Source organism: Caballeronia sp. 11_S32 (assembly GCF_056930355.1).
The window spans coordinates 69,497-93,356 of sequence record NZ_JBXOWH010000003.1 but is presented as its reverse complement, the minus strand read 5'-3'; the positions used below and the strand labels follow the sequence as shown (position 1 = coordinate 93,356).

29 protein-coding genes and 1 riboswitch are annotated in these 23,860 nt (G+C 64.1%); of the genes, 28 read left to right on the top strand and 1 reads right to left on the bottom strand.

The genetic code is table 11. The annotated features are described in order from the left end of the window. Positions 1–41 precede the first annotated feature (41 nt). A complete protein-coding gene (locus AC1Z32_RS11915; RefSeq protein WP_483478897.1) occupies positions 42–1,508 on the top strand; it encodes a glutamate synthase subunit beta in 1,467 nt (488 codons plus the stop codon). Between the two features lie 72 nt (positions 1,509–1,580). On the opposite strand, the gene AC1Z32_RS11910 is transcribed toward AC1Z32_RS11915, so the two are convergent. After that, entirely contained in the window at positions 1,581–3,323 is a 1,743-nt protein-coding gene (locus AC1Z32_RS11910) for an ABC transporter ATP-binding protein/permease (RefSeq protein WP_483478896.1), read from the bottom strand. Positions 3,324–3,552: 229 nt separating this feature from the next. Next, positions 3,553–3,677: riboswitch (TPP riboswitch) on the top strand. Between the two features lie 164 nt (positions 3,678–3,841). On the opposite strand from AC1Z32_RS11910, the gene AC1Z32_RS11905 reads away from it, so the two are divergent. From AC1Z32_RS11905 to tatA, 27 genes are all read left to right on the top strand, one after another. Continuing rightward, positions 3,842–4,996, top strand: coding sequence for an FAD-dependent oxidoreductase (locus tag AC1Z32_RS11905; RefSeq protein ID WP_483478895.1), 1,155 nt, complete (start codon positions 3,842–3,844; stop codon positions 4,994–4,996). Positions 4,997–5,011: 15 nt separating this feature from the next. Then, entirely contained in the window at positions 5,012–5,209 is a 198-nt protein-coding gene (gene thiS / locus AC1Z32_RS11900) for a sulfur carrier protein ThiS (RefSeq protein WP_062608759.1), read from the top strand. A 23-nt stretch (positions 5,210–5,232) separates the two neighbouring features. Beyond that, on the top strand, positions 5,233–6,039 hold the full coding sequence (locus AC1Z32_RS11895) for a thiazole synthase (protein WP_483478894.1): 807 nt from the start codon (positions 5,233–5,235) through the stop codon (positions 6,037–6,039). Then, positions 6,036–7,121 carry a thiamine phosphate synthase gene (gene thiE / locus AC1Z32_RS11890; RefSeq protein ID WP_483478893.1) on the top strand — a complete coding sequence of 362 codons (1,086 nt, stop codon included), beginning with the start codon at positions 6,036–6,038 and terminating at the stop codon, positions 7,119–7,121. The genes AC1Z32_RS11895 and thiE overlap by 4 nt, the downstream gene beginning before the upstream one ends. A 97-nt stretch (positions 7,122–7,218) precedes the next feature. Further along, positions 7,219–8,034 (top strand): ABC transporter ATP-binding protein, encoded by an 816-nt coding sequence (locus tag AC1Z32_RS11885; protein ID WP_483478892.1) that lies wholly within the window; start codon positions 7,219–7,221, stop codon positions 8,032–8,034. Continuing rightward, positions 8,031–8,798 (top strand): lipid asymmetry maintenance ABC transporter permease subunit MlaE, encoded by a 768-nt coding sequence (gene mlaE / locus AC1Z32_RS11880; protein WP_483478891.1) that lies wholly within the window; start codon positions 8,031–8,033, stop codon positions 8,796–8,798. The genes AC1Z32_RS11885 and mlaE overlap by 4 nt, the downstream gene beginning before the upstream one ends. Positions 8,799–8,894: 96 nt before the next feature. Continuing rightward, entirely contained in the window at positions 8,895–9,470 is a 576-nt protein-coding gene (mlaD, locus tag AC1Z32_RS11875) for an outer membrane lipid asymmetry maintenance protein MlaD (RefSeq protein ID WP_483478890.1), read from the top strand. 10 nt (positions 9,471–9,480) lie between these two features. Then, positions 9,481–10,374 (top strand): MlaA family lipoprotein, encoded by an 894-nt coding sequence (locus AC1Z32_RS11870; protein WP_483478889.1) that lies wholly within the window; start codon positions 9,481–9,483, stop codon positions 10,372–10,374. Between the two features lie 124 nt (positions 10,375–10,498). Beyond that, complete coding sequence (locus tag AC1Z32_RS11865) at positions 10,499–11,128, top strand: MlaC/ttg2D family ABC transporter substrate-binding protein (RefSeq protein ID WP_483478888.1); 630 nt, start codon at positions 10,499–10,501, stop codon at positions 11,126–11,128. Beyond that, positions 11,125–11,412: an STAS domain-containing protein gene (locus AC1Z32_RS11860; protein ID WP_483478887.1), complete on the top strand. Its 288-nt coding sequence runs from the start codon at positions 11,125–11,127 to the stop codon at positions 11,410–11,412. The genes AC1Z32_RS11865 and AC1Z32_RS11860 overlap by 4 nt, the downstream gene beginning before the upstream one ends. A gap of 201 nt (positions 11,413–11,613) precedes the next feature. Next, positions 11,614–12,540: an ABC transporter ATP-binding protein gene (locus tag AC1Z32_RS11855; RefSeq protein ID WP_483478886.1), complete on the top strand. Its 927-nt coding sequence runs from the start codon at positions 11,614–11,616 to the stop codon at positions 12,538–12,540. Then, positions 12,537–13,292, top strand: coding sequence for an ABC transporter permease (locus AC1Z32_RS11850; RefSeq protein ID WP_321799711.1), 756 nt, complete (start codon positions 12,537–12,539; stop codon positions 13,290–13,292). The genes AC1Z32_RS11855 and AC1Z32_RS11850 overlap by 4 nt, the downstream gene beginning before the upstream one ends. A 15-nt stretch (positions 13,293–13,307) precedes the next feature. Continuing rightward, positions 13,308–13,547, top strand: a complete 240-nt coding sequence (locus AC1Z32_RS11845; RefSeq protein WP_062608769.1) for a BolA family protein — start codon at positions 13,308–13,310, stop codon at positions 13,545–13,547. Between the two features lie 156 nt (positions 13,548–13,703). Further along, a complete protein-coding gene (gene murA / locus AC1Z32_RS11840; RefSeq protein WP_483478885.1) occupies positions 13,704–14,975 on the top strand; it encodes a UDP-N-acetylglucosamine 1-carboxyvinyltransferase in 1,272 nt (423 codons plus the stop codon). Beyond that, positions 14,972–15,664 carry an ATP phosphoribosyltransferase gene (gene hisG / locus AC1Z32_RS11835; protein WP_483478884.1) on the top strand — a complete coding sequence of 231 codons (693 nt, stop codon included), beginning with the start codon at positions 14,972–14,974 and terminating at the stop codon, positions 15,662–15,664. The genes murA and hisG overlap by 4 nt, the downstream gene beginning before the upstream one ends. Positions 15,665–15,710: 46 nt before the next feature. Beyond that, entirely contained in the window at positions 15,711–17,033 is a 1,323-nt protein-coding gene (hisD, locus tag AC1Z32_RS11830) for a histidinol dehydrogenase (RefSeq protein WP_483478883.1), read from the top strand. A 72-nt stretch (positions 17,034–17,105) separates the two neighbouring features. After that, a complete protein-coding gene (gene hisC / locus AC1Z32_RS11825) occupies positions 17,106–18,179 on the top strand; it encodes a histidinol-phosphate transaminase (RefSeq protein ID WP_483478882.1) in 1,074 nt (357 codons plus the stop codon). 32 nt (positions 18,180–18,211) lie between these two features. Continuing rightward, the gene (hisB, locus tag AC1Z32_RS11820; RefSeq protein WP_483478881.1) at positions 18,212–18,799 is read left to right on the top strand and encodes an imidazoleglycerol-phosphate dehydratase HisB; all 588 of its coding nucleotides are present in this window, start codon (positions 18,212–18,214) and stop codon (positions 18,797–18,799) included. A gap of 40 nt (positions 18,800–18,839) precedes the next feature. Then, complete coding sequence (locus tag AC1Z32_RS11815) at positions 18,840–19,460, top strand: YchE family NAAT transporter (RefSeq protein ID WP_483478880.1); 621 nt, start codon at positions 18,840–18,842, stop codon at positions 19,458–19,460. Beyond that, complete coding sequence (hisH, locus tag AC1Z32_RS11810; protein ID WP_483478879.1) at positions 19,457–20,098, top strand: imidazole glycerol phosphate synthase subunit HisH; 642 nt, start codon at positions 19,457–19,459, stop codon at positions 20,096–20,098. The genes AC1Z32_RS11815 and hisH overlap by 4 nt, the downstream gene beginning before the upstream one ends. 151 nt (positions 20,099–20,249) lie before the next feature. Then, entirely contained in the window at positions 20,250–21,002 is a 753-nt protein-coding gene (gene hisA / locus AC1Z32_RS11805) for a 1-(5-phosphoribosyl)-5-[(5-phosphoribosylamino)methylideneamino]imidazole-4-carboxamide isomerase (protein WP_483478878.1), read from the top strand. Between the two features lie 78 nt (positions 21,003–21,080). Next, a complete protein-coding gene (gene hisF, locus AC1Z32_RS11800) occupies positions 21,081–21,854 on the top strand; it encodes an imidazole glycerol phosphate synthase subunit HisF (protein WP_061163615.1) in 774 nt (257 codons plus the stop codon). A gap of 3 nt (positions 21,855–21,857) precedes the next feature. Further along, positions 21,858–22,262: a phosphoribosyl-AMP cyclohydrolase gene (gene hisI, locus AC1Z32_RS11795; protein WP_483478877.1), complete on the top strand. Its 405-nt coding sequence runs from the start codon at positions 21,858–21,860 to the stop codon at positions 22,260–22,262. Beyond that, positions 22,259–22,627: a phosphoribosyl-ATP diphosphatase gene (locus AC1Z32_RS11790; RefSeq protein WP_483478876.1), complete on the top strand. Its 369-nt coding sequence runs from the start codon at positions 22,259–22,261 to the stop codon at positions 22,625–22,627. Before hisI ends, AC1Z32_RS11790 begins: the two co-directional genes overlap by 4 nt. A gap of 33 nt (positions 22,628–22,660) precedes the next feature. After that, on the top strand, positions 22,661–23,053 hold the full coding sequence (locus AC1Z32_RS11785; protein WP_483478875.1) for a DUF4870 family protein: 393 nt from the start codon (positions 22,661–22,663) through the stop codon (positions 23,051–23,053). A gap of 29 nt (positions 23,054–23,082) precedes the next feature. Next, the gene (locus AC1Z32_RS11780; RefSeq protein WP_061180201.1) at positions 23,083–23,445 is read left to right on the top strand and encodes a histidine triad nucleotide-binding protein; all 363 of its coding nucleotides are present in this window, start codon (positions 23,083–23,085) and stop codon (positions 23,443–23,445) included. A 154-nt stretch (positions 23,446–23,599) separates the two neighbouring features. Next, positions 23,600–23,836 (top strand): Sec-independent protein translocase subunit TatA, encoded by a 237-nt coding sequence (gene tatA, locus AC1Z32_RS11775; RefSeq protein ID WP_006999763.1) that lies wholly within the window; start codon positions 23,600–23,602, stop codon positions 23,834–23,836. Positions 23,837–23,860: the final 24 nt, after the last annotated feature.

Sequence of the window (23,860 nt, the reverse complement as noted above, 5' to 3'; positions counted from 1 at the left end):
TGCATCGGAGAGCGCGATCCTCACCAAATACAGAGAAAGAAATGGGCAAGGCAACCGGTTTTCTCGAGTTCGAACGCCGCCACGAGGCGTACGAAGCACCGCTGACCCGCGTCAAGCACTACAAGGAATTCGTCGCCGCGCTGACCGATGAAGACGCGAAGGTTCAAGGCGCGCGCTGCATGGATTGCGGCATCCCGTTCTGCAACAACGGCTGCCCGGTCAACAACATCATTCCGGACTTCAACGATCTCGTATTCCAGCAGGACTGGAAGAGCGCGATCAACGTGCTGCATTCGACCAACAACTTTCCGGAGTTCACGGGCCGCATCTGCCCGGCGCCGTGCGAAGCGGCGTGCACGCTCGGCATCAACGACGATCCCGTGGGCATCAAGTCGATCGAGCACGCGATCATCGACAAGGCTTTCGCCGAAGGCTGGGTCGTGCCGCAGCCGCCGAAGCACAAGACGGGCAAGAAGGTTGCCGTGGTCGGTTCGGGCCCTGCGGGTCTGGCGGCTGCGCAGCAACTGGCGCGCGCCGGGCATGATGTCGTGGTGTTCGAGAAGAACGATCGCATCGGCGGTCTGCTGCGTTATGGCATCCCCGACTTCAAGCTGGAGAAGTGGCTGATCGACCGCCGCATGCGCCAGATGGAAGCGGAAGGCGTGTCGTTCCGCACGAACGTGTTCATCGGCAAGGATGCGCTGCCGGAGTACATCGCCAATACGGCGAAGGAAACCATCACGCCGGACGAACTGAAGGAACAGTTCGACGCGGTCGTGATCGCGGGCGGCTCGGAAACGCCGCGCGATCTGCCGGTGCCGGGGCGCGAGCTCGAAGGCATCTATTACGCGATGGAATTCCTGCCGCAGCAGAACAAGGTCAACGCGGGCGACAAGCTCACGGACCAACTGCTCGCCAAGGGCAAGCATGTCGTCGTGATCGGCGGCGGCGATACGGGTTCGGATTGCGTCGGCACGTCGAACCGTCATGGCGCGAAGGGCGTGACGCAGTTCGAACTGCTCGCGCAGCCGCCCGAGGAAGAGAACAAGCCGCTCGTGTGGCCGTACTGGCCGATCAAGCTGCGCACGTCTTCTTCGCACGAGGAAGGCTGCGATCGCGACTGGTCGGTGGCGACGAAGCGTTTCGAAGGCAAGAACGGCAAGGTCGAGAAGCTGATCGCGGTGCGCGTCGAGTGGAAGGGCGGCAAGATGCAGGAAGTGCCGAACTCCGAGTTCGAACTGAAGGCCGATCTCGTGCTGCTCGCCATGGGCTTCACGCAGCCGGTTTCGCCGGTGCTGGATGCGTTCGGCGTCGAGAAGGATGCGCGCGGCAACGTGCGTGCCGCGACCGAAGGCGACAAGGCGTATTACACGTCGGTGGACAAGGTGTTCACGGCGGGCGATATGCGTCGCGGGCAGTCGCTGGTCGTGTGGGCGATTCGCGAAGGACGTCAGTGCGCGCGTTCGGTGGATGCGTATTTGATGGGCTCCAGCGAGTTGCCGCGATAAGCAGGCTTCGACGCTCGATGTAAAAAGGCCACGCGATTGCGTGGCCTTTTTGCTTTGGCTGCGCGAGCGCGTTCAAGCTTCAGCCATCGCCCTCTCGATCTCGATCTTGTAGTCATGGAACATCGCCACCGATTCGCGATGCGCCACACTCAAAATCGCCGCCTTCGGCAAACGCTCGGTGAGCGTGTTGTAGATGTGCAGTTCGTTCTCGGCGTCGAGCGCGCTGGTGGCTTCATCGAGGAAGAGGAAGTCCGGCTTGTGCAGGAGCACACGCGCCGCGGCCAGCCGCTGCTGCTCGCCTGGCGACAGACTCCGCGCCCAATGCGCGCTCTCGTCCAGCCGGTCCGCATAAGTTTCGAGATTGCACAGACGCAGCACCTCGCGCGATTCGTCATCGCTGAACGTGCCGCCCGGCGACGGATACGAAAGCGCCGCGCGCAACGTGCCGATCGGCAGATAGCTCATCTGCGGGATGAACATCATCTTCGCATCGACGGGCGCATCGATGGTGCCGTCACCGAACGGCCACAAGCCCGCGAGCGCGCGCATCAGCGTGCTCTTGCCCGATCCCGACGGTCCGACGACGAGCCAGCGCGATCCCGCCTCGATGGAAACATCCGTCACGCGCGAAAGCGGCGTGCCGTTCGGCAGCGCGAGCATCAACCCTTTGGTCGTGAGCGAAGGCGTGCTCGTGTAATGCAGGTTGATGCCGCCGCGCTCCGTCGCCGGCGACGTTTCCTCGCGGATATGCGTCGAGCGCATCACGCGCTTGAATTCGCGCAGACGGTTGACGGTGGCGCGCCATTCGACCAGGGTCGAATAACTGTTGATGAACCAGGAAAACGAATCGCTGACCGTGCCGAAGGCCGATGAAATCTGCATCAGCACGCCGAATGAAAACGCGCCGGCAAAGTAGCGCGGCGCCGCGACCATGATCGGAAAGATGATCGCGATCTGCCCATAGAAGCTCAGCACGAAGGTCATGCGCTTCGTGTACTTCATGATCATCCACCAGTTGTCGCGGATGCGCTGGAAGATGGTCTTCGCATTCGCCGTTTCGGTGGCGATGCCGTCATAGAACGCGATCTGCTCGGCGTTCTCACGCACGCGGATCAGGCCGAAGCGGAAATCGGCCTCCACCTTCTGCTGCTGATAGTTGATCGACACGAGCGGATGCCCGACCTTCTGGATGATGAGCGAGCCGAGAATCGCATACAGCGCGGCGGCCCACACCATATAGCCCGGAATGGTGATCGGCGTGCCGCCGAGCGTGAGCGTCAGCGCGCCCGCGATGGTCCACAGAATCGTGATGAAGGTGACGAGCGTGACGAGCGTCGAGAGCAGATCGAGAGACAGCGAAAGGGTCGTCGTCGCGAAGGACTGGAGGTCGTCCGAGATACGCTGGTCGGGGTTGTCGGCGAGGCGGTCGCGCTCGATGCGGTAGAACGCCTTGTCGCCGAGCCATTGCTCCAGAAACCTGTTGGTGAGCCACTGCCGCCAGCGGAACGCGAGCATCTGCCGCAGATAGCGTCCGTACACCGCGAGCAGGATGTACGCGAACGCGAGGCCGGTGAAGATCAGCAGCAGATGTGGAAAGTCCTTGACGTTCTTGTTCTGCAGCGCGTTGTAGAAGTCGGCGTTCCAGCTGTTGAGGCGGACGTTGATCCACACGACCGTCATGTTGATCGCGATGATCGCGACGAGCAGCCCCCACGCGACGCCGCGCTCCTCCGACACCCAGTAGGGCTTGATGAGGCTCCACGCCGAAACTTGGTCGGCCTTCTGCTGCGTATTTTCGATGCGAGTGTTGGTCATGAGCTTCCTGCTGAAGCGCCTCGAGGCGCCCGAAGGCGACGTCCGCGGCCAGGCTGCGCGCGGCCTTTTCGGTCCGTAAATTCTTCCGGGGTTCTCTTAACGCTCACTTAATTTCGCGCGATCGTTCGCTGAACCATGTTCGCGGCATTGTGCCAGAGTGCCGCCGGGCGCGATAAAAGCCGGGCAATCCCCGTTTGCAGCGGGTTCCGCTTTCATGCTTTAATGATCCTCGACGAAACAGGGGTGCTTCGCGCGCATCGGCGGCCGGAACGGCCATCAGCGCGGCGAGGCTGAGAGAGACCCTTTGCACCCGATCCGGGTAATACCGGCGAGGGAAGTTTCCGGAGATCGCGCGACACCTGGCGCCCCTCCAGTCTCTTCCGTATCTTCATTCCGCCCGGCGCGTTTCATTGAAGCCGGGCCGGTCTCTCCGCTGATTTCGTCCTTGTGATGTGGCGCCGCGCCGGCACGGTCGAGATCGCGTACTTCGTCTCCTCGTGCAGTGCCTTGCCACGGCTATGGGAGACATCGAATTGAACAGGATCGAACAGGGCGCCGCGCGCCGGCCCGATTTCGCCGTCGTCGGCGGCGGGCTCGTCGGGCGGCTCGTCGCGTGGCAGCTCGCGGGCGCGGGTCATGACGTCGCGCTCTACGAACGCGGCGACGCAGCGGGCACGCAATCGGCGGCATGGGTCGCCGCGGCGATGCTCGCGCCGCTCGCGGAGGCGGCGAGCGCAGAGCCGCTCGTCGTCGGGCTCGGGGCGGCGTCGCTCGAGCGCTGGCCGCGCCTCATCGCGCAACTGCCCGAACCGGTGTTCTTCCAGCGCCACGGCACGCTGGTCGTCTGGCATGGCGCCGATCGCGCCGAGGCGCCGCTCTTCGAGCGCCGCTTGCGCGCCAATTCGCCCGCCGATCTGCTCGATGGCGGATTCGTCAAGCTCGCGGGCGCGCAGGTCGCACAAGCCGAACCCGCGCTCGGGACGCGCTTCGCGCAGGGCTGGCTGCTGCCGAACGAGGGACAGCTCGACAACCGCCAGGCGCTGAGCGCGCTCGCGGCCGGACTCGCCGCGCGCGGCGTGCGCACGCACTGGAACACGCCCGTCGATGCGATGCCGGATGCGCGCTGGATCATCGATTGCCGCGGGCTGGGCGGCAAGCCCGCGTGGCCCGCGCTGCGCGGCATTCGCGGCGAAGTCGCGCGCGTGCATGCGCCGGGCATCGGGCTTTCGCGGCCGGTGCGGCTGCTGCATCCGCGCTATCCGCTCTACATCGCACCGAAGGAAAACGATCTGTACGTGATCGGCGCAACGGAAGTGGAAGGCGAGGACATGTCGCCCGTGAGCGTGCGCTCGGCGCTCGAACTGCTGAGCGCCGCGTTCGCGGTGCATCCGGGCTTCGGCGAGGCGCGCATCCTCGAACTGAATTCGCATTGCCGGCCGACCTTGCCGGATCATCGCCCGGCCATCGTCTGGGACGGGGCGCGGACCTTGCGCGTGAACGGCCTGTACCGGCACGGCTTCATGATCGCGCCGGAAGTCGCCGATACCGCGTGCCGCCTGGCCGAAGCGCTCGTGTCGGGCGAGATCGCCGATCACGATGCATTCGCGCAGTTCCGCGAAGCCGCGCGCTGGCCCGAACTGCTCCACGACGAAACCGCGGTCGCCGCGCTCTAGTCAACAGGAAAAAGCATGAACATCCACATCAATCAACGCGTCTTCGACTTGCACGATGCCGCGACCGTCACCGAAGCGCTCACCGCATTCGGCGCGAAGCCGCCATTCGCGGTCGCGCTGAACGGCCAGTTCGTCGCGCGCGGCGAGCACGCGACGAAGACGCTCGCAGCAGGCGACAAGCTCGACGTCGTGTCGCCCGTCGCGGGCGGCTGAATTCCGAACCGAAGGATCGAACCATGACCACACAGACCGCCGACGTCCTCATGCTCTACGGCGAGGCGTTTCCGAGCCGCGTGCTGCTCGGCACGTCGCGTTATCCGTCGCTGCAATCGCTTTCCGACTCCATCGACGCCGCGCGGCCGGGCATGGTCACGGTCGCGCTGCGCCGCCAGTCGGAGACGGGCGAAGCCGGCTTCTTCGACGTATTGAAGCGCCACGGCGTCGCGCTCTTGCCGAACACGGCCGGGTGCCAGAGCGTCGACGAAGTGCTGACGACCGCGCACATGGCGCGCGAAGTGTTCGACACGCCGTGGATCAAGCTCGAGCTGATCGGCGACGACTACACGCTGCAGCCCGACCCGATCGGGCTCGTCGAAGCGGCGGCGAAGCTCATCCGCGAAGGCTTCAAGGTGCTGCCCTACTGCACGGAAGATCTCGTGATCGGGCGGCGCCTGCTCGATGCCGGTTGCGAAGCGCTGATGCCATGGGGCGCGCCGATCGGCACCGGCAAGGGCGTGACCAATCCGTACGGGCTGCGCACGCTGCGCGAACGCCTGCCGGACACGCCGCTGATCGTCGATGCGGGTCTCGGCGTGCCGTCGCACGCGTGCCAGGTGATGGAATGGGGCTTCGACGGCGTGCTGCTCAATACCGCCGTCTCGCAGGCGACGTTTCCGCCGCAGATGGCGCGCGCGTTCGCGCTCGGCGTCGAAGCGGGGCGCACCGCATTCCTCGCCGGCCCGATGGCCGAGCGCGACAGCGCGCAGGCGAGCACGCCGGTCGTCGGCATGCCGTTCTGGCATCAGGACGGAGGCGCGGCATGAGCTTGCTGAATCACGAAGTCTTCTGGCCCCCGGCGGACGAGCTGATCGAAGTCGCCGAGCGGATTCGCGCGCGTCTGGGCGATTGGCCCGCGGCTGAAACGCGCTGGCGCATCTGCCTGACCGCGCCTGAATTGCCGAAAGCGGACGATCTGATCGTATTCACCGAGCCGCATGACGCGGACATCGACCGGCTCGCGAAAAGCGGCGCGGCGCTCGTCGAAGCGCATGGTGGCCGCGTCGCGCTGCGTCGCGGCGAGGAGCGTTTCGCGCTGGAAGGCGAATGGTCGGATGACTGGCTGGCCGCGCTCGCCGCCTTCCTCGACTGCAATTTCGAGCCGCACGATGCGCTCACGCTCGCGCTCGCCTGGCGCGCCGGCGACGAGAACAAGGACGACGCGTGGCCCGTCGATTTCGCGACTTTTCCCCGCGTCGCCGATTTGCCCGCCGCGCCCGAAGGCGGCTTTGCTCCGTGCCCGGACCGGCTCGGCCTTTATCCGGTGCTGCCGGGCGCCGAATGGGTCGAGCGCGTGCTCGATCTCGGCGTTCGCACCGCGCAATTGCGCCGCAAGTCGACGGACGCCGCCGATCTGCGGCGCGAAATCGCGCGCTCAGTCGAAGCGGGGCGCCGCCATGACGCGCAGCTTTTCATCAACGATCACTGGCGCGAGGCGATCGCGGCAGGCGCGTACGGCGTGCATCTCGGTCAGGAAGACGTGCAGACCGCCGATCTGAACGCGATCGCGAAAGCCGGCCTGCGCCTCGGATTGTCGACGCACGGGTACTACGAGATGCTGCGCGCGCTGCATTTCAGGCCCAGCTATCTCGCCCTCGGCGCCGTTTTCCCGACGACGACGAAAGTCATGCCGACCAAGCCGCAAGGACTCGCGCGGCTCGGCCGCTACGTGCAATTGCTGTCGGGGCGCGTGCCGCTCGTCGCGATCGGCGGGATCGACGCCAAGGTCATGCCCGAGGTCCTCGCAAGGGGCGTCGGCAGCGCGGCGGTCGTGCGCGCGGTGACCGAGGCGCCGGACACGCCGGCCGCGGTCTCGTCGTTGCAACAGATGTTTGCAAGTCAACGGTAAAGAATCCCAAAAATAAAAGGGGGCGGGACTAGGCAAAGCACCGATTGCACGCAGGCCCTATAATTCGGCGTTTTGCGTCAACGGAATCTCTTACCCAGTGCCTGCTTCCTCCGAGACTCTGCTGGAGCTACGCGACGTCGATTTCGGCTACGGCGACCGACTCATTCTGTCGAACCTGAACATGCGCTTCACGCGCGGGCAGGTGGTCGCGGTCATGGGCGGCTCCGGCTGCGGCAAGACCACGACCCTGCGCCTCGTCGGCGGACTCGTCAAGGCGAACCGCGGCCAGGTGCTGTTCGATGGACAGGACATCGGCGCGCAGACGCGCGAGGGCCTGTACGCGCTGCGCCGCAAGATGGGCATGCTGTTCCAGTTCGGCGCGCTGTTCACCGACCAGACCGTGTTCGAGAACGTGGCGTTTCCGCTGCGCGAGCACACGGATCTGCCGGAAGACCTGATCCGCGACCTCGTGCTGATGAAGCTGAACGCGGTCGGATTGCGCGGCGCGCGCGATCTCGCGCCGTCCGAGATTTCGGGCGGCATGGCGCGCCGCGTCGCGCTTGCCCGCGCCATCGCGCTCGATCCGCAACTGATGATGTACGACGAGCCTTTCGCCGGCCTCGATCCGATCTCGCTCGGCATCACCGCGCAGCTCATCCGCACGATCAACGACGCGCTCGGCGCGACCTCCATCCTCGTCACGCATGACGTGCCCGAATCGTTCGCGATCGCGGACTACGTGTACTTCATCGCGAACGGCGGCATTCACGCCGAGGGCACGCCGGCCGAACTGCGCGCGTCGCAGGACCCGACCGTGCGCCAGTTCATCGACGGCACGCCGGACGGTCCCTTCAAGTTCCACTATGCGAGCACGCCGCTCGCGGCGGATTTCGGCATCGGAGGGCAGGCATGATCAGCGCGCTCGGACGATGGGTGCTCGACGGTTTCGGCACCGCGGGCTACGCGACGCGCATGTTCCTGCGCCTCGTGTTCGAATTCTTTTCGCTGTTGCGCCGCCCGCGCCTCGTCACGAAACAGATCCACTTCGTCGGCAATTATTCGCTCGTGATCATCGCGGTGTCGGGTTTGTTCGTCGGCTTCGTGCTCGGCTTGCAGGGCTATTACACGCTGAGCCGCTACGGCTCGGAACAGGCGCTCGGCCTGCTGGTCGCGCTGTCGCTCGTGCGCGAGCTCGGCCCGGTGGTGACCGCGCTGCTCTTCGCGGGGCGCGCGGGCACGTCGCTGACCGCCGAAATCGGCCTGATGAAGGCCGGCGAGCAGCTCACGGCGATGGAAATGATGGCCGTCGATCCGCTCAAGGTAGTCGTCGCGCCGCGCATGTGGGCGGGTATCGTCGCGATGCCGGTGCTGGCCGCCATCTTCAGCGCGGTCGGCATCATCGGCGGCTATGTCGTCGGCGTGATGCTGATCGGCGTCGATCCGGGCGCGTTCTGGTCGCAGATGCAAGGCGGCGTGGACGTGTGGCGCGATGTCGGCAACGGCGTCATCAAGAGCATCGTGTTCGGCTTCGCGGTGACGTTCATCGCGCTGTTCCAGGGCTACGAGGCGAGACCGACGCCGGAAGGCGTGTCGCGCGCGACGACGAAAACCGTCGTGTACGCGTCGCTCGCCGTGCTCGGGCTCGATTTTCTGCTGACCGCACTGATGTTCAGCTAATGGACCAAGCGCAGGCGCCCGGCAAAAAGGCGCAGGCGTTGTGAAGGGCACAGACCCTCACGCGCCATCTGCGAAAAGATTCTCTTTGGGAAGACGATGAAAAAGACTGCTCTCGACTTTTGGGTCGGCCTCTTCGTGGTGCTCGGTTTCGTGGCGCTGCTGTTCCTCGCGCTGAAGGCGGGCAACATGAGCTCCCTGTCGTTTCAGCAAACCTACGCGGTGAAACTCAAGTTCGACAACATCGGCGGTTTGAAGGCGCGCGCGCCCGTCAAGAGCGCGGGCGTGACGGTCGGGCGCGTCGGCGGCATCGGCTTCGATCCGAACACGTATCAGGCCGTCGTGACGATCGATATCGACAAGCAATATCAGTTTCCGAAGGATTCGTCCGCGAAGATCCTGACGTCGGGTCTGCTCGGCGAGCAGTACATCGGCCTCGAGCCGGGCGGCGACGATCAGATGCTGAAGAACGGCGACACCATCACGATGACGCAGTCCGCCGTGGTGCTCGAGAACCTGATCGGCCAGTTCCTCTATAACAAGGCGGCGGATTCCGGCGCCTCGAAATCGCAGGCAGCGCCGGCCGCGCCCGCACCCGCGTTCCCGGGCGCGGCGAGCGCAATGGGCGCTTCGGGTGCGGCGGGCGCGAACGCCGCCTCGGGCGCGTCTCAATAAGGAGAAGGGCATGCAGGCGATGGGGATGCGGCGCGCGATCGTCCTGGCGGGCGTCATGGCGCTCGCCGGTTGCGCGACGGTGACGACGCCGACCAAAGGGGACCCGCTCGAGAGCTACAACCGGACGATGTTCACGATCAACGACCAGGTCGATCAGTACGCGTTGAAGCCGATAGCGAAGGGTTATGTGTGGGCCGTGCCGGAACCGGTGCGCAACAGCGTGACCAACTTCTTCTCGAATATCGGCGACGTGTACATCGCCGCGAACAATCTGCTGCAGTTGAAGGTCGCGGACGGCGTGTCGGACATCATGCGCGTCGCGATCAACACGGTGTTCGGCGTCGGCGGCCTGTTCGATGTCGCGACCATCGCGAAGCTGCCGAAGCACGCCGGGGATTTCGGCCTGACGCTCGGCCACTATGGCGTGCCGCCCGGCCCGTATGTCGTGCTGCCGCTGCTCGGGCCGAGCACAGTGCGGGATTCCACTGGCCTCGTCGTCGATTATTTCGGCAACCCGCTTACGTATGTGAGCCCGGATTCGGTGAGCTGGGCGCTCTACGGCGTGAATCTCGTCAATGTGCGTGCGAATCTGCTTGGCGCAACCGACGTGCTCGCCGACGCCGCGCTCGACAAATATTCGTTCGTGCGCAACGCGTATCTGCAGCGCCGTCAGTACCTGATCTCGGGCGGCGATGGCGGCATGCCGGACTACGGCGAGGCGCCGCTGCCGAACTATGGCGACGAGGGCGCGGATGTAGCGGCTCCCGCCGCGGCTGCGTCGGCGACCGCGGGCGAGCCTGCGTCCGGTGCTGCCGCGCCAGCGCCTGCGAGCGGAACCGGCACAACGGTGCCGGGCAACCAGTACGTTCCGCCGCCGGGCTTCCCTTCATTCCGCTTGCGTTGAGCGGGCCTTCGCTAACGCGCGGTAACATATCTAACGACATTTATTACGTTTTGACAGCGGCACGGCCTGAACTCGGTTCAGGCGGTGCGCTCAAACCGAAGCCTCTACTTTTGCAGGGTCTGTGATGAAAAAACTTTTGCTTCTTCCCCTTTTTGCGGCGTTCATGGCGTTGTGCGGCGTGGCGTCGGCGCAGGGCGTCGACACGAGCGCGCCTGACGTGATGATCAAGACGGTCACGCAGCAAGTCCTCGACGAGATCAAATCGGATTCGAAGCTCCAGTCGGGCGACATCAACAAGATCACCGAGCTCGTCAACCAGAAGATCCTCCCGTACACGGACTTCACGCGCACGACGCGCCTCGTGATGGGCCGCAACTGGAACTCGGCGACGCCTGAGCAGCAGAAGCAGATCGTCGAGCAGTTCAAGATGCTGCTGATCCGCACGTACTCGGGCGCGCTCGCGCAGGTGCGCAACCAGACGGTCCAGTACAAGCCGTTCCGCGCGAATCCGGATGACACCGATGTCGTGGTCCGCTCCGTCGTGATGAACAACGGCTCGCCGGTCGAACTCGACTATCGCCTGTACAAGACGGCGCAAGGCTGGCGCGTGTACGACATCAACGTGCTCGGCGCATGGCTGATCCAGGCCTACCAGCAGCAGTTCAACGAGCAGATCTCGCAGAACGGCGTGAGCGGTCTGCTGCAGTTCCTGACGCAGCGCAACCAGCAGCTCGCGAGCGGCAAGGCATCGTGAGCACGCAAGCCACGGGCGGCCGTTTCCAGACGGCCGCAACTCTGACCCACGCGAGCGCGAAGGCCGCGCTCGACGCGGGTCTGTCGCGCATTGCAGCAGGCGCGACCGAAGTCGATTGCGCGCCGCTCACGCAATTCGATTCCTCCGCGCTCGCCGTGCTGCTCGCATGGCAGCGCGCCGCGTCCGCGCGCGGCGCCGCATTGGGCGTCGTCAACCTTCCTTCCGGCCTCGTGAGTCTCGCGCGAGCCTACGGCGTCGATACGCTCCTCTCGTTCCGACATTGATCCTGTTCTGACTCCGCGCAGAAGGCGGCGGCGTGCTTCGCTGCCGCAATCAGGATCGCTCTGAAGTCGGCCCCCGCCGCTTTGCCCTATAATCAAACGTTTTTTTCGGCCCTGCACCCGGCCCTTTTTGTCTGAGCACGGGTCCGTCAAGGCGAAATCCGCACAATCGAGGCGCGGCCGCGCGAGGCGCGCGCACTGTCCATGTCAGCCATAGAAATCCGAAACGTCAGGAAGCGCTACAAGGAGCTCCAGGCGCTCAAAGGCGTGAGCCTTACGGTGGAAGAGGGCGAGTTCTTCGGCTTGCTCGGCCCGAACGGCGCGGGCAAAACCACTTTGATCAGCATTCTGGCCGGCCTGGCGCGCGCCGATAGCGGCACGATCTCCGTGCGCGGTCACGATGTCGTCAGCGACTTCCGGGCGGCGCGCCGCGCGCTCGGCGTCGTGCCGCAGGAACTGGTGTTCGATCCGTTCTTCACCGTGCGCGAATCGCTCCGGATTCAGTCGGGCTATTTCGGCTTGCGCAACAACGACGACTGGATCGACGAGGTGATGGCCAATCTCGATCTCACCGAGAAAGCCGACGTCAACACGCGCGCGCTCTCCGGCGGGATGAAGCGCCGCGTGCTCGTCGCGCAGGCGCTGGTGCACCGGCCGCCGGTGATCGTGCTCGACGAGCCCACCGCCGGCGTCGATGTCGAACTGCGTCAGACGCTGTGGAAGTTCATCTCGCGCCTGAATCGCGAGGGCCACACCATCGTGCTGACGACGCACTATCTCGAAGAAGCCGAATCGCTGTGCGACCGGCTCGCGATGCTTCGTCGCGGGGAAGTCGTCGCGCTTGAGCGCACGAGCGCGCTGCTGCAGCGTTTCTCGGGCATGCAACTGTTTCTGCGGCTCGCGAACGGCCCGCTGCCCGCCGATCTGCGCGCGCTCGAAGTCGATCCGCACGCGGTGTCGGGCACGCAGCACTTGCTGCGCCTGTCGAGCTACGACGATGTCGAGCCGATTCTCGCGAAATGCCGCGCGGCCGGCTGCACGTTCGATGAGATCGAAGTGCGCAAGGCGGATCTGGAAGACGTGTTCGTGCAGGTGATGAACGAGCCGGAAGTGGTCGAGGGACTTTCATGAGCGGTTTCCAGACGTTGTTCTACAAGGAGCTGCTGCGCTTCTGGAAGGTCTCGTTTCAAACCGTGCTCGCGCCCGTCGTCACGGCGCTGCTGTACCTGACCATCTTCGGTCACGCGCTGTCGGGGCACGTGCAGGTGTATCCGGGCGTCGGTTATACGAGCTTTCTCGTGCCCGGCCTCGTGATGATGAGCGTGCTGCAGAACGCGTTCGCGAACAGTTCGTCGTCACTGATCCAGTCGAAGATCACCGGTAATCTGGTGTTCGTGCTGTTGCCGCCGATCGCGCATTGGGAGATGTTCTTCGCGTATGTGCTGGCATCGGTCGTGCGCGGCTTGTGCGTCGGGCTCGGCGTGTTCATCGTGACGATATGGTTCATCCCGATGTCTTTTTCGGCGCCGTTTTACATCATTGCGTTCGCGATTCTGGGTTCGGGCATCCTCGGCACGCTCGGTTTGATCGCAGGCATCTGGGCCGACAAGTTCGATCAGTTGGCCGCGTTCCAGAACTTCCTGATCATGCCGCTCACGTTTCTTTCCGGCGTGTTCTACTCGACTCATACGCTGCCGCCCGTGTGGCGCGCGGTGTCGCATCTGAATCCGTTTTTCTACATGATCGACGGTTTCCGCTATGGCTTTTTCGGCCTGTCCGACGTCGATCCGCTGATGAGCCTCGGCATCGTCGGCGGGTTTCTGGCCGTGCTGGCGTTGATCGCCGTGCGACTGCTTGCGAGCGGCTACAAGCTGCGTCACTAATTCAAGGAGACTTCCATGTTGCCGACTCCGGAGCAGGTGAAGGATTACATCGCTGGCGGCCTGCCTTGCCAGCATCTCGAAGTGGAAGGCGACGGCCAGCACTTTTTCGCGACCATCGTGAGCGATGCGTTCGTCGGCAAGCGGCTGATCGCGCGTCATCAACTGGTTTATGCGGCGCTCGGCGAGCGCATGCGCGAGGAGATTCATGCGCTCAGCATGAAGACCCTCACCCCCGACGAGTGGAAAGCGGCCTGAGTCCACCCGGCGAAGCCAATCAGGTCACAAGACTTAACCCAAGCAACACCGGCATCACCGGAAAGACTAAGGCAGTAGAGAGTGCGATTCATTCAAGACAACCGCGGCGCCGAAAACGGCTCCGCAGCAGGAAGCTCGGTCGAAGGACAAGCAAGCATGGATAAACTGGTCATCACGGGGGGCACGAAGCTCTCCGGCGAAATCACCGTCTCGGGCGCGAAGAACGCGGCTTTGCCGATTCTGTGCGCGAGCCTTCTCACCGCCGACGACGTCCATCTGTCGAACGTGCCGAATCTTCAGGACGTGCGCACGATGGTCAAGCTGCTGCGCCAGATGGGCGTGCAGTCCGAAGTGTCCGGCGACGGGCACGTGAGCCTCAATGCATCGAAGGTCGACAAGCTGATCGCGCCGTACGAAATGGTCAAGACCATGCGCGCGTCGATTCTCGTGCTCGGCCCGCTCGTCGCGCGCTTCGGCGAGGCGAAGGTGTCGTTGCCCGGCGGCTGCGCGATCGGCGCGCGTCCGGTCGATCAGCACATCAAGGGCCTGCAGGCGATGGGCGCCGAGATCAACATCGAGCACGGCTTCATCGAGGCGCGCGCGAAACGTCTGAAGGGCGCGCGCATCATCACCGACATGATCACCGTCACCGGCACGGAAAACCTGCTGATGGCGGCGGTGCTGGCCGAAGGCGAGACCGTCATCGAGAACGCGGCGCGCGAGCCGGAAGTAAGCGATCTCGCTCATCTGCTCGTGAAGATGGGCGCGAAGATCGATGGCATCGGCACCGATCGGCTCGTCATTCAGGGCGTCGAGAAGCTGCACGGCGCGAAGCATGCCGTCGTGCCGGATCGTATCGAAGCGGGCACGTTCCTGTGCGCCGTCGCGGCCGCGGGCGGCGACGTCACGCTGCGTCGCGTGAGCGCGCATCTGCTCGACGCCGTGACGGCCAAGCTGCGCGAAGCCGGCGTGAGCATCGAGGAAGGCGACGACTGGATGCGCGTGCGCATGGCGAAGCGCCCGGACGCAGTGAACATCCGCACATCCGAATATCCCGCGTTCCCGACGGACATGCAGGCGCAATTCATGGCGCTCAACACGATCGCGAACGGCACGTCGCAAGTCGTCGAGACGATCTTCGAGAACCGCTTCATGCACGTGCAGGAGCTGAACCGTCTCGGCGCGCACATCACCATCGACGGCAACACGGCGCTCGTCGCCGGCGTCGAGAAGCTCTCCGGCGCGAAGGTCATGGCTACCGACCTGCGCGCGTCGGCCAGCCTCGTGATCGCGGCGATGTGCGCGGACGACGAGACGCTGATCGACCGCATCTATCATCTGGACCGCGGCTACGACCGCATGGAATCGAAGCTCACGGCCGTGGGCGCGAACGTTCGCCGCATCAAGGGCAGCGGGAGCGAGCAATGAGTTCGCTGCCGCAGACGTCGTCGTCGGTCGAGCCGAGCGCGCCCCTCACGCTCGCGCTGTCGAAAGGGCGTATCTTCGAGGAAACGCTGCCGCTGCTCGCCGCTGCGGGCGTGCAGGTGGCGGAAGATCCGGAAAGCTCGCGCAAGCTGATTCTGCCGACCACGAACCCGAACCTGCGCGTGATCATCGTCCGCGCAACGGATGTGCCGACGTATGTCGAATACGGCGCGGCGGACTTCGGCGTCGCGGGCAAGGACGTGCTGATCGAGCATGGCGGCAGCGGCCTATATCAGCCGGTCGATCTCGATATCGCGCGTTGCCGCATGTCGGTGGCCGTCAAGGCGGGCTTCGATTACGCGAACGCGGTGCGCCAGGGCGCGCGCCTGCGCGTCGCGACGAAGTACACGGAAACGGCGCGCGAGCATTTCGCGTCGAAGGGCGTGCACGTCGATCTGATCAAGCTGTACGGCTCGATGGAGCTCGCGCCGCTCGTCGGCCTCGCGGACGCGATCGTCGATCTGGTCAGCTCGGGCGGCACGCTGCGGGCGAACAACCTCGTCGAAGTCGAAGAGATCATGCAGATTTCATCGCGCCTCGTGGTCAATCAGGCGGCGCTCAAGCTGAAGCGCGCGGCGCTCAAGCCGTACCTCGATGCTTTCGAGCGCGCCACGACGAGTACAGGAAATTAGGCGAGCCGCACGCGGCGGCGCGCCACAAGCACAACGGAAAACCAGCATGTCTATCAAGATTCGCAAACTCGATTCCAGCACCGATGGTTTTCAAAAGGCGCTGCGCGCGGTCCTCGCCTTCGAAGCGAGCGAGGATGAAGCGATCGAGCGCTCGGTCGCGCAGATTCTCGCGGATGTGAAGGCGCGCGGCGATGAAGCCGTGCTCGAATACACCAACAGGTTCGATCGCCTGAAGGCGGAGCGCGTCGCGGCCCTCGAACTGCCGCTGTCGGAAATGGAGGCTGCGCTCGAAGGGCTCGAGCCGAAGCGCCGCGCGGCGCTCGAAGCGGCGGCCGCGCGCGTGCGCGGCTATCACGAGAAGCAGCGCATCGAATGCGGCAGCCATAGCTGGCAGTACACCGAAGCCGACGGCACCGTGCTCGGCCAGAAGGTCACGCCGCTCGATCGCGCGGGCATCTATGTGCCGGGCGGCAAGGCGGCGTATCCGTCTTCGGTGCTGATGAACGCAATTCCGGCGCGCGTCGCGGGCGTGAAGGAAATCGTGATGGTCGTGCCGACGCCCGACGGCGTGAAGAATCCGCTCGTGCTCGCGGCGGCGCTGCTCGGCGGTGTGGACCGCGTGTTCACGATCGGCGGCGCGCAGGCGGTCGGCGCGCTCGCGTACGGCACTCAAACGGTGCCGGCCGTCGACAAGATCTGCGGCCCGGGCAATGCGTATGTCGCCTCCGCGAAGCGCCGCGTGTTCGGCACAGTGGGCATCGACATGATCGCGGGGCCGTCGGAAATCCTCGTCATCTGCGATGCCACCACGGACCCGCGCTGGGTCGCGATGGACCTCTTCTCGCAAGCCGAGCACGACGAGCTCGCGCAGTCCATCCTGCTGTGCCCGGACGATGACTTCATCCAGCGCGTGGAAGATGCAATCGTCGAGTTGCTGCCCGCAATGCCGCGCCGTGATGTCATTCAACGCTCGCTCGAAGATCGCGGCGCGCTCATCAAAGTGAAGGACATGGCCGAAGCGTGCGCGATCGCGAACGATATCGCGCCGGAGCACCTCGAAATTTCCGCGCTCGATCCGCATCAGTGGGCCGCGCAGATCCACAACGCGGGCGCGATGTTCCTCGGCCGCTATACGAGCGAAAGTCTCGGCGACTACTGCGCCGGTCCGAATCACGTGTTGCCGACTTCCCGTACGGCGCGCTTCTCGTCGCCGCTCGGCGTGTACGACTTCATGAAGCGTTCGAGCGTGATCGAAGTGAGCGCGGACGGCGCGCAGACGCTCGGCGAGATCGCGGCGGAACTGGCGTACGGCGAAGGCTTGCAGGCGCACGCGCGCAGCGCTGAGTATCGAATGAAAAACGTCGGCTGAATCGAGCCGGCCCGAATGAACGAGGCGGCCTCAGAGCCGCCGCTTGTCCGGCGAGAGAGACGCCGGGAAATCATGACCACAGCACAAGACATCATTCGTCCCGACATCCTCGCGATGACGAGTTATCCCGTGCCCGACGCAACGGGCCTGATCAAGCTCGACGCGATGGAAAATCCCCACACACTGCCTGCCGAACTCGCCGAACGTCTCGGCGCGCATCTCGCGGGTGTCGCGCTGAACCGCTATCCGGCGCCGCGTCCCGCCGAACTGCTCGCGAAGCTCAAGCGCGCGATGCACGTGCCCGCAGCCTGCGACGTGCTGCTCGGCAACGGCTCGGACGAATTGATCAGCATGATGTCGGTCGCGTGCTCGAAGCCGGGCGCGAAGGTCCTGGCGCCGGTGCCGGGATTCGTGATGTACGAAATGTCGGCGAAGTTCGCGCATCTGGAGTTCATCGGCGTGCCGCTGAAGGCGGACTTCACGCTCGACGCCGATGCGCTGATCGCGGCCATCGACGAACATGCGCCCGCGCTCGTCTACCTTGCGTATCCGAACAACCCGACCGGCACGCTCTACGGCGACGCCGACATGGAGCGCGTGATCGCGGCGGCGGCGAAGAGCCTCGTCGTGATCGACGAGGCCTATCAGCCGTTCGCCGAGAAGAGCTGGATGCCGCGCGCGGCGGAGTTCGACAATGTCGTCGTGATGCGCACCGTCTCGAAGCTCGGGCTCGCGGGCATCCGCCTCGGCTACATGGCGGGCCGGCCTTCGTGGATCATGCAGTTCGACAAGGTGCGCCCGCCGTACAACATCAACGTACTGACGCAAGCGACCGCCGATTTCCTGCTCGATCACCTCGACGTGCTCGACGCGCAGGCCTCCGATCTGCGCGCTCAGCGCACGAAACTCGCGCGCGAAGTGGCCGCGCTGCCCGGCGTGACCGTGTTTCCGAGCGCGGGCAATTTCCTGCTCGTGCGCGTGCCGGACGCCGCCGTTGCTTTCGAAACCCTTTTGACTTCGCGGGTTTTGATAAAAAACGTGAGTAAAATGCATCCATTGCTGGCTAATTGTGTGCGTTTGACGGTCGGAACGGCCGATGAGAACGCGCAGATGGTCGCGGCGCTCAGAAAGCTCGCGCCGAACTGAATCCCACTTTTCGAAAGTCTCAAGGAATTACCATGCGCATTGCGGAAGTCGTTCGCAACACCAGCGAAACGCAGATCCGTGTGAAGCTCGATCTGGACGGCACCGGCAAGCAGAAGCTCGCCACCGGCGTCCCGTTCCTCGATCACATGCTCGACCAGATCGCCCGTCACGGACTCATCGATCTCGAAATCGAAGCGCATGGCGACCTCCATATCGACGATCACCATACCGTCGAAGATACGGGCATCACGCTCGGGCAGGCGGTGGCGAAGGCCATCGGCGAGCGCAAGGGCATTCGCCGCTACGGACATTCGTATGTGCCGCTCGACGAAGCGCTGTCGCGGGTCGTGATCGATTTTTCCGGCCGTCCGGGGCTCGAATTCCATGTGCCGTTCACGCGCGCGCGCATCGGCACGTTCGACGTCGATCTCACCATCGAATTCTTCCGCGGATTCGTGAATCACGCGGGCGTCACGCTGCATATCGACAACCTGCGCGGCATCAACGCGCATCATCAGGTCGAGACCGTATTCAAGGCGTTCGGCCGCGCGTTGCGCATGGCCGTCGAGGTGGATGAACGCGCGGCGGGGCAGATTCCGTCGACCAAGGGCAGTCTCTGATCGACTCACGCCGCTTCGGCGCTCGTGTGTCGAGAACACGATGGATCTGTTCAAGTCGTTCATATCGTTGCTCGCGCTGATCAATCCGATCGGCGCGATACCGTTTTTTCTGAGCCTGACCTCGCAGCAGTCCGATACCGAACGACGCAACACGATTCGCGTCGCGTCGATTTCGGTGTTCTGCGTGATCGCGGTGACGGCGCTGCTCGGCCAGCAGATCATCGCGTTCTTCGGCATTTCGGTCGGATCGTTCGAAGTGGGCGGCGGCATCATCATGCTGCTCATGGCGATCAGCATGCTGAACGCGCAAGTCGGCAACGCGCGCTCGACGCCGGAAGAACGCATGGAAGCTGAGGAGCGGCACAGCATCGCGGTCGTGCCGCTCGCGATTCCGCTGCTCACCGGCCCCGGCTCGATCAGCACGGTGATCGTCTATGCTGCCAATGCGCAGCACTGGTATGACCGTTTCGGGCTGGTCGTGCTGGGCGCAATCATCGCGGGTCTGTGCTTCGGCGCGCTGAATCTCGCCGAGCCTATCGCGCGCGTGGTCGGGCGCACGGGAATCAATATCGGCACGCGTCTCATGGGTTTGATGTTGTCCGCGTTGGCGGTGGAGTTCATCGTCGACGGATTGAAGGCCTTGATGCCATCTTTGAAATGAATACTTCGATTGCGATTGTTGATTACGGAATGGGCAACCTGCGCTCTGTCTACCAGGCGCTGAAAAAGGCTGCGCCCGAGGCGAACGTGGCGATCGTCGATCAGCCCGAAGGCATCCGCACGGCGGATCGCGTGGTCTTGCCCGGACAGGGCGCGATGCGCGATTGCATGGGGCATCTGGCCGAGTCCGGTCTGCAGGACGCGGTGATGCAGGCGGCGCGCCAAAAGCCGATGCTCGGCGTGTGCGTCGGCGAGCAGATGCTCTTCGACTGGAGCGAGGAGGGCGACACCAACGGGCTCGGCCTGTTGCCGGGTAAAGTGGTGCGCTTCCAGCTCGACGGCCTTCTGCAGGACGACGGCTCGCGCTTCAAGGTCCCGCAGATGGGCTGGAACCGCGTGCGTCAGACGCAAGCGCATCCGATCTGGGACGGCGTCGCGGACGGCGCGTTCTTCTACTTCGTCCACAGCTATTACGTGGTGCCGGAGAACCCGGCGCACACATCGGGCGAAACGGTGTACGGCAGCGCATTTACATCGGCGGTGGCGCGGGACAATATCTTCGCGACCCAATTTCACCCCGAAAAAAGCGCGGACGCCGGATTGCGGCTCTACCGCAATTTCGTGCACTGGAACCCCTGAGATGGCGCGCCCGCTAGCGTTTTCGCCTATTACTACGGGCGCGTGACCGTTGCAAGACTTGTACTACACTAGCGAAACGGCCGCGGCGCAGGCACGAAAGACCGCACGCGCGCCGTTTTGATCAACTCCACCCAGAAAATACGCGATACCTATGCTGCTCATTCCGGCCATCGATCTTAAGGACGGTCAGTGCGTGCGCCTCAAGCAGGGCGATATGGACCAGGCGACCATTTTTTCAGAAGATCCAGCTGCAATGGCCCGACATTGGGTCGATCGCGGCGCGCGACGGCTTCATCTGGTCGACCTGAACGGAGCGTTCGCCGGCAAGCCTCGAAACGGCGACGCGATACGCGCGATCCTCGACGAAGTCGGCAGCGAGATTCCCGTGCAGTTGGGCGGTGGCGTCCGCGATCTCGAAACCATCGAGCGCTATCTGGACGACGGCCTGTCGTACATCATCATCGGCACCGCCGCGGTGAAGAATCCGGGCTTCCTGCAGGACGCGTGCAGCGCGTTCGGGGGGCACATCATCGTCGGGCTGGACGCGAAGGACGGCAAGGTCGCCACCGATGGCTGGAGCAAGCTCACGGGCCACGAAGTCGTCGACCTCGCCCTCAAGTTCGAGGATTACGGCTGCGAATCCATCATCTACACGGACATCGGCCGCGACGGCATGCTTCAGGGCGTGAACATCGACGCGACCGTGCGTCTCGCGCGGGCGGTGAAGATTCCGGTGATCGCGAGCGGCGGGCTGTCAAGCATCGCGGACATCGAATCGCTCTGCGAGGTCGAGGGCGAAGGCATCGAAGGCGTGATCTGCGGCCGCGCGATTTACTCCGGCGACCTCGATTTCACGGCTGCCCAAACGCGCGCCGACGCGCTGCGCGAAGCCGACGGCGCTTGAAAACGCCTGAGCGCGAGCACATCTGAGCAGCACTCCGGGCGGCCACGACGCCGCCCTTATTTCGTAAGTGGCAAGAACATGGCTCTCGCAAAACGCATCATTCCCTGTCTCGACGTGACCGCGGGCCGCGTCGTGAAGGGCGTCAACTTCGTCGAGCTGCGCGACGCCGGCGACCCCGTCGAGATCGCGCGGCGCTACGACGATCAGGGCGCCGACGAACTCACGTTCCTCGACATCACCGCGACCTCCGACCAACGCGACCTGATCCTGCCGATCATCGAATCGGTGGCGTCGCAGGTCTTCATTCCGCTGACGGTCGGCGGCGGCGTGCGCGCGGTGGAAGACGTGCGGCGTCTGCTCAATGCGGGCGCGGACAAGATCAGCATGAACTCGTCGGCGGTGGCGAATCCGCAGCTCGTGCGCGACGCATCGGACAAGCACGGCTCGCAGTGCATCGTCGTCGCGATCGACGCGAAGCGCGTGTCGGCCGAGGGCGAAACGCCACGCTGGGAAGTGTTCACGCACGGCGGCCGCAAGGCGACGGGCATCGACGCGATCGAATGGGCGCGCAAGATGGCCGAGTACGGCGCAGGCGAAATCCTGCTCACCAGCATGGATCGCGACGGCACCAAGGCCGGCTTCGATCTCGCGTTGACGCGCGCCGTGTCGGACGCGGTGCCGGTGCCGGTGATCGCGTCGGGCGGCGTCGGCTCACTTCAGCATCTGGCCGATGGCATCGTCGAAGGTCACGCGGACGCGGTGCTCGCCGCGAGCATCTTCCATTACGGCGAGCACACGGTCGGCGAAGCGAAGCGCTTCATGGCGGACCACGGCATTTCGGTGAGGACCTGAGCCATGACCGATCAAATGACCTGGCTCGACAAGGTGAACTGGGACGCGAACGGCCTTGTGCCGGTGATCGCGCAGGAAGCCTCGACCAACGACGTCCTCATGTTCGCGTGGATGAATCGCGAGGCGCTCGCGAAGACCATCGAACTGAAGCGCGCGGTGTACTTTTCGCGCTCGCGTCAGCGCCTGTGGTTCAAGGGCGAGGAATCGGGTCACGTGCAGCACGTTCATGACGTGCGCCTCGACTGCGACGAAGACGTCGTGCTGCTCAAGGTCGAGCAGGTGTCGGGCATTGCGTGCCACACCGGCCGCCATTCCTGTTTTTTCCAGAAATTCGAAGGCACGGCGGAGAACGGCGAGTGGGTCGCCGTCGAGCCGGTCCTGAAAGACCCAGAAAGCATCTACAAATGACGCAAGCCACCACGCTGGACACGCTGTTGCGCCTCGCCTCCGTCATCGACAGCCGCAAGGGCGGCGATCCGGAACAATCCTACGTTTCCCGACTCTTTCACAAAGGTGACGACGCGGTCCTGAAGAAGATCGGCGAGGAAGCGACGGAAGTCGTGCTCGCCGCGAAGGACGCGCGCCACGGCGGCGCCCCGAAGGCGCTCGTCAGCGAAGTCGCCGATTTGTGGTTTCACTGTCTCGTGATGCTGTCGCATTTCGACTTGAGCCCCGCCGACGTCGTCGCGGAACTGGAGCGGCGCGAAGGCCTGTCGGGGATCGAGGAGAAGGCGCTGCGCAAGTCGCGCGAGCGCGAAGAAAACGGCGGCTGACGAGCGTCTCGCTTCGAGCGAAGGAGGGCATGTATGAACCGGCCGTACGAACCGTATCCGCCTGTCGTTCACGATTCAACCGATCCGGAGCGTCTGCGCAACATGCGCACGTTCACGCATATCCTGTACGCGCTCTATGCGTTGTATTGGCTGTCCGGCGGCTTGACAGGGCTGGTCGCGATCATCCTCAACTACGTCAAGCGCAGCGATGCTGTCGGAACGCCGTACGAGGATCACTTCACCTGGCAGATCCGCACATTCTGGTGGTCGCTGCTGGGGCACATTGTCGGCTTCGCCCTGATCTGGGTTCTGGGGCTTGGCTTCCTGATCATCGGCGCGGCCTGGATCTGGACGCTTTATCGCATCATCAAGGGCTGGCTCTTCCTGTACGAGAACAAAAGGCTCGAACCGCGCGCGTGGTTCTGACACAACCGATAACGAAATCCGGCAACTCCATGAGTCAAGACAACTGCATTTTTTGCAAGATCGCCTCTGGGCAGCTTCCGAGCACGAAAGTCTATGAGGACGATGAATTCGTGGCCTTCAACGACATCAATCCGGCCGCCCCGGTGCATGTGCTGGTCATCCCACGCAAGCACATTGAAACACTTTCCCATTGCACAGAAAGTGACAGTCCGCTCCTTGGTAGAATGGTGAGTCTCGTTGGAAGGCTGGCGAAAGATCTGGGTGTCTCATACACGGGAGGGAACACCGGCTTTCGCACGGTAATTAATACCGGGCCGGGCGGCGGGCAGGAGGTGTATCACATCCACGCGCATTTGTTAGCCGGCGAGCGCCCGTGGCGCCGAATGGGATAAGGCCGCAATCTTTGTCGGCATTCTCCTTTCCAATGAAATATTGGGCGAGCAAAATCAATAGTTGAAGCTGAGGCGACTTGCCTCGGCGCGGGCCGAAAGGCCGCTTTTCCGTGCCGGTATCCAAATCGGGCGGAATCAAGGAGAGTTTTCATTCATGGGTTCGTTAAGCATTTGGCATTGGTTGATCGTTCTGCTGATCGTGGCGCTCGTTTTCGGCACGAAGAAGCTGCGCAATATCGGCGGCGATCTGGGCGGCGCGGTGAAGGGGTTCAAGGAAGGCATGCGCGAAGGCGATGCGCCGGCCAATTCTGCCGACCAGCGTGAACTGCCGCGCAACGGCGCCGTGGACGTCGAAGCGAAGGACAAATCCCGCTCGGGCGACTACCGCTAATCCCGCCGCAGTCCGCAACCATCC